Origin of the sequence: Piscinibacter sp., assembly GCF_050175855.1 — a bacterium.
GTDB lineage: Bacteria > Pseudomonadota > Gammaproteobacteria > Burkholderiales > Burkholderiaceae_C > Piscinibacter.
The window spans coordinates 1-4,384 of sequence record NZ_JBFXIO010000406.1 but is presented as its reverse complement, the minus strand read 5'-3'; the positions used below and the strand labels follow the sequence as shown (position 1 = coordinate 4,384).

Annotated in this window: 5 protein-coding genes and 1 tRNA gene; 3 read left to right on the top strand and 3 right to left on the bottom strand. The window is 69.7% G+C overall.

Annotation, left to right across the window (positions count from 1 at the left end; translation table 11 throughout):
• The 3 genes from AB7U92_RS22595 to hrcA all read right to left on the bottom strand — a co-directional run.
• Nucleotides 1-299 (bottom strand): hypothetical protein (locus AB7U92_RS22595; protein ID WP_428582333.1); only part of this gene is annotated, 299 nt, incomplete at its 3' end.
• 117 nt (nt 300-416) lie between these two features.
• Nucleotides 417-493 (bottom strand) — tRNA-Ile (locus tag AB7U92_RS22590).
• 37 nt (nt 494-530) lie between these two features.
• Complete coding sequence (hrcA, locus tag AB7U92_RS22585) at nt 531-1,541, bottom strand: heat-inducible transcriptional repressor HrcA (protein ID WP_428582331.1); 1,011 nt, start codon at nt 1,539-1,541, stop codon at nt 531-533.
• A 69-nt stretch (nt 1,542-1,610) separates the two neighbouring features.
• Between hrcA and AB7U92_RS22580 the strand changes: the two genes are divergently transcribed.
• From AB7U92_RS22580 to AB7U92_RS22570, 3 genes are all read left to right on the top strand, one after another.
• Complete coding sequence (locus tag AB7U92_RS22580; protein ID WP_428582329.1) at nt 1,611-2,486, top strand: NAD kinase; 876 nt, start codon at nt 1,611-1,613, stop codon at nt 2,484-2,486.
• A 2-nt stretch (nt 2,487-2,488) separates the two neighbouring features.
• Nucleotides 2,489-4,168, top strand: a complete 1,680-nt coding sequence (recN, locus tag AB7U92_RS22575) for a DNA repair protein RecN (RefSeq protein WP_428582327.1) — start codon at nt 2,489-2,491, stop codon at nt 4,166-4,168.
• Nucleotides 4,165-4,384: RNase adapter RapZ (locus AB7U92_RS22570; protein WP_428582325.1), on the top strand; the 220-nt coding region annotated here is incomplete at its 3' end. The genes recN and AB7U92_RS22570, both read left to right, overlap by 4 nt.

Below are 4,384 nucleotides of genomic sequence, written 5' to 3'. Positions count from 1 at the left end.
TCGTGCTTCGCCTGGCCAGCATCGGCGAGGATGGCCGCGATCAGGTTGCGGTCTGCAACCCAGCCCCCCTGCTCCATCTGCTGCAGGTGCTGCACCAGCTCGCCGAACGCACGCAGGCCTGTCGTGAAGCCATCGGCGTACTTCTCATGAGGAACATCGAAGTGGCTGCAGCCGAGCCACCGGCCGCGCCGGGTGCGCGTCTCGGTGCAGAAGGACAGGCCGGCACTGCTGCGCGTGCGGACGGCGCCGGAGTCCTCCGGTTTGTTACTTTGTACAGAGGACTGAGGATAGTGATTCATGTTCGCTCTCCGATGAGTGTAGAACCTCCGGAAACCGGAGGACTTAGCGGAGAGACGAACGGGGGATTACAAAAATCCCTTGTGAATCAATCACTTGCCGGTGGCCCGGCAGACCCTTGGTAGGCCGTGCTGGGCTCGAACCAGCGACCAAAGGATTATGAGTCCTCTGCTCTGACCAACTGAGCTAACGGCCCGGGGAGCGGCGATTGTAGGCAGCGCCCGCGCGAGGCTCTATTTCGCGCTGAGCGCGTTGCTGACCAGCCGCGAGGTGATGTCGACGATCTGGATCATGCGGTCGTAGGCCATGCGCGTCGGGCCGATGACGCCAAGCGTGCCCACCACCTGGCCGTCGACCACGTAGGGCGCCGAGACGACCGACAGTTCCTCGTAGGGAACGACCATGCTCTCGCCGCCGATGTAGATGCGCACGCCCTCGGCGCGGCTGCTCACCTCGAGCAGCCGCATCAGCTGCGTCTTCTGCTCGAACAGGTCGAACAGCTTGCGCAGGCTGCCCATGTCGGTGGCCAGGTCCTGCACGGTCAGCAGGTTGCGCTCGCCCGAGATGACCACCTGCTCCTGGCTGTCGGCGATGGCCTCGCTGCCGGCCTGCACGGCGGCCTGCATCAGCGCCGCGATCTCGCCGCGCAGCGCGTCGACCTCGGTCTTCAGCCGCTCGCGCACCTGCTCGATGGTGAGGCCAGCGTAGTTGGCGGTCAGGTAGTTGCTGGCCTCGATCAGCTGCGCCTGGGTGTAGTCCTGCGCGGTGAAGATCACGCGGTTCTGCACGTCGCCGTCGGGTGCGACGATGATCACCAGCACGCGCTTCTCCGACAGGCGCATGAACTCGATGTGGTGGAACACGCTCGGCTTGCGCGGCGCGGTGACCACGCCGACGAAGCTCGACAGGCTGGACAGCAGCTGCGCCGCGTTGGCGATCACGCGCTGCGGCTGGTCGGGCGGCAGCGCGGCCTCGGGTGGCGCGTCGAGCTTGAGCGGCTGCGCCGTCAGCATGGTGTCGACGAAGAGGCGGTAGCCGCGCGCGGTGGGCACGCGCCCAGCGCTGGTATGCGGGCTGGCGATCAGGCCGAGTTCTTCCAGGTCGGCCATCACGTTGCGGATGGTCGCCGGCGACAGCTCCAGCCCGCTGGCCTTGGACAGCGTGCGCGAACCGACCGGCTGGCCGTCCGCGATGTAGCGTTCGACCAGCGTCTTCAGCAGTGTCTTGGCGCGCTCGTCCAGCATGGTTTTCATTGTAGGCGCGACGGGTTTTCCGCCCCGGCCGCGCGGAGGCCCTGTGGTGTAATTCCTCGCATGTCAAGCCGCTTCCGACACGCCGCGCTGGTGGGCAAGTACCAGGCGCGGGGCATCCGCCCGGTGCTGGAGGAGATCGCCCACTTCCTCGTGCGCCAGGGACTGGAAGTGTCGCTGGAGAAGCAGACGGCGCAGAACACCGGCATCGCCGACTACGGCGCCTTCACCCCCGACGAACTGGGTCGCCACTGCGACCTGGCCGTGGTGGTCGGCGGCGACGGCACCATGCTCGGCATCGCCCGCGAATTGGCCCGCCATGGCACGCCGCTGGTGGGCATCAACCAGGGCCGGCTGGGCTTCATCACCGACGTGCCGGTCAACGAGTTCGCGCGCGCGCTGGCGCCGATGATCGCCGGCGACTACGAGGAGGAGCGGCGCACCATGCTCACCGGCGTGGTCTGGCGCGACGAGGAGCGCATCTTCGAGGGCTTCGCCGTCAACGACGTCGTGGTCAGCCGCGGCGCGGCCAGCAGCATGGTCGAGCTGAAGGTGGAGATCGGCAGCGAGTTCGTGGCCAACTTCCGCGCCGACGGCCTGATCCTCGCGGCGCCCACCGGCTCGACGGCCTACGCACTCTCGGCCGGCGGCCCGATCCTGCACCCGGGCATCGCCGGCTTCGTGATGGTGCCGATCGCGCCGCACGACCTCTCCAACCGCCCGATCGTGCTGCCCGACACCGGCGAGATCGTCATCGAGATCGTGGCCGGCCGGGACACCAGCGTCTCGTTCGACATGCACGCCCTGGCCAGCCTGCTGCACGGCGACCGCATCGCCGTGCGCCGCTCGCGCGACCAGGTGCGATTCCTGCATCCGCGCGGCTGGAGCTACTACGCCACGCTGCGCCGCAAGCTTCACTGGAACGCCGGGTTGGCCTGATCATGCTGCGAAGGTTGTCGCTTCGGGATTTCGTCATCGTCACCGAACTCGAGGTCGAGTTGGACGGCGGGTTCACCGTGCTCACCGGCGAGACCGGTGCCGGCAAGTCCATCCTGATCGATGCGCTGCAGCTCGCGCTGGGCAGCCGTGGCGACGCCGGCGTGGTGCGCGAGGGCGCGGCCCGCGCCGAGATCGGCGCCGAGTTCGACCTGCCGGCCTGCCTCACGGCCTGGCTCGACGAGGCCGGATTCGATACCGGCGACACCCTGCTGCTGCGCCGATCGATCGACGCCCAGGGCAAGAGCCGGGCGTGGATCAACGGCAGCGCCGCCACCGTCGCGCAGCTGCGCGAAGTGGCCGATGCACTGGTCGACATCCATGGCCAGCATGCCTGGCAGAGCCTGACGCGCAGCGCCTCGGTCCGCGGACTGCTCGATGCCTACGGCGGCGTCGACACCGCGCCACTGGCAGCCGCCTGGCAGCACTGGCGCAGTGCCCAGGAAGCGCTGGAAAAGGCCCGCGGCGCGCAGGCCGACCTGGAGCGCGAACGCGAGCGCCTGGCCTGGCAGATCGGCGAACTCGATAAGCTCGCGCCGGCCGAGGGCGAGTGGGACGAGCTCGACGCGGAACACCGCCGGCTGTCGCACGCGCAGGCGCTGATGGACGGCGCACGAGCCGCGCTCGAGGCCATTTCCGAGGCGGACCCGAGCGCCGAGCAGCTTGCCGACCTGGCGATCGACAAGCTGCAGGACGTGGCCGAGTACGACGCCGCGCTGGCTGGCGTGATCGAAGTGCTGCAGGGCGCGCAGGCGCAGCTCCAAGATGCAGCGCACACGTTGTCGAGCTATCTCGACCGCGCCGACCTCGACCCGCAGCGCCTGCAGTCTCTTGATGATCGCCTGTCGGCCTGGATGAGCCTGGCGCGCCGTTATCGCCGCCCGCCGGCGGAGCTGGCCGCGCTGCTGACGCAGTGGCGCAACGAGCTCGGCGCGCTCGACGCCGCCACCGACCTCGACGCCCTGCAGCACGCAGCCGACACCGCCAAGGCGACCTTCGACAAGGCCGCCGCCGCGGTCTCGAAACAGCGCCGCGCCGCCGCACCCAGGCTGGCCGCGGCCGTCACGCAGGGCATGCAGCAGCTCGGCATGGCCGGCGGCCGCTTCGAGGTGGCGCTGCTGGCGCAGGAGTCGCCGCAATCCTTCGGGCTGGAGTCGGCCGAGTTCCTCGTCGCCGGCCACGCCGGCAGCACGCCGCGGCCGCTGGCCAAGGTGGCTTCGGGCGGCGAGCTGTCGCGCATCGCGCTGGCGATCGCGGTCACCACCAGCCAGCTTGGCGCGGCCGGCACGCTGATCTTCGACGAGGTCGATGCCGGCGTCGGCGGTGCCGTGGCCGAGACCGTCGGCCGGCTGATGAAGCAGCTCGGCCGCGACCGTCAGGTGCTGGCCGTCACCCACCTGCCGCAGGTCGCGGCCTGCGCCGACCACCACTTCGTCGTCGCCAAGCAGGCCCAGGGTGGCCGCGTGCGCAGCGAGATCCAGGGCGTGAGCGGAGAGACGCGCGTGGCAGAGGTGGCGCGCATGCTCGGCGGCGAGCGGCTGTCGGGCACCAGCCTCGCGCATGCCCAGGAGATGCTGTCGGTCGGTTCGGCCCCGTCGCCGGCGCGCAAGGGCCGCAAGTCATGACCACGCCGGGCAGCGACAACCTGCGCGAGGTGCTCGACCACCTCGAGCGCCTCAATCCCGTGCCCGCCGATCCCCAGGCGCCGCGCGAGGTCGTGCTCGTCACCGGCATCTCCGGCTCGGGCAAGTCCGTGGCCTTGCATGCGCTGGAGGATGCCGGCTTCTTCTGCGTCGACAACCTGCCGCCCGAGCTGCTGCGCGAATTCCTGCGACTGGAAC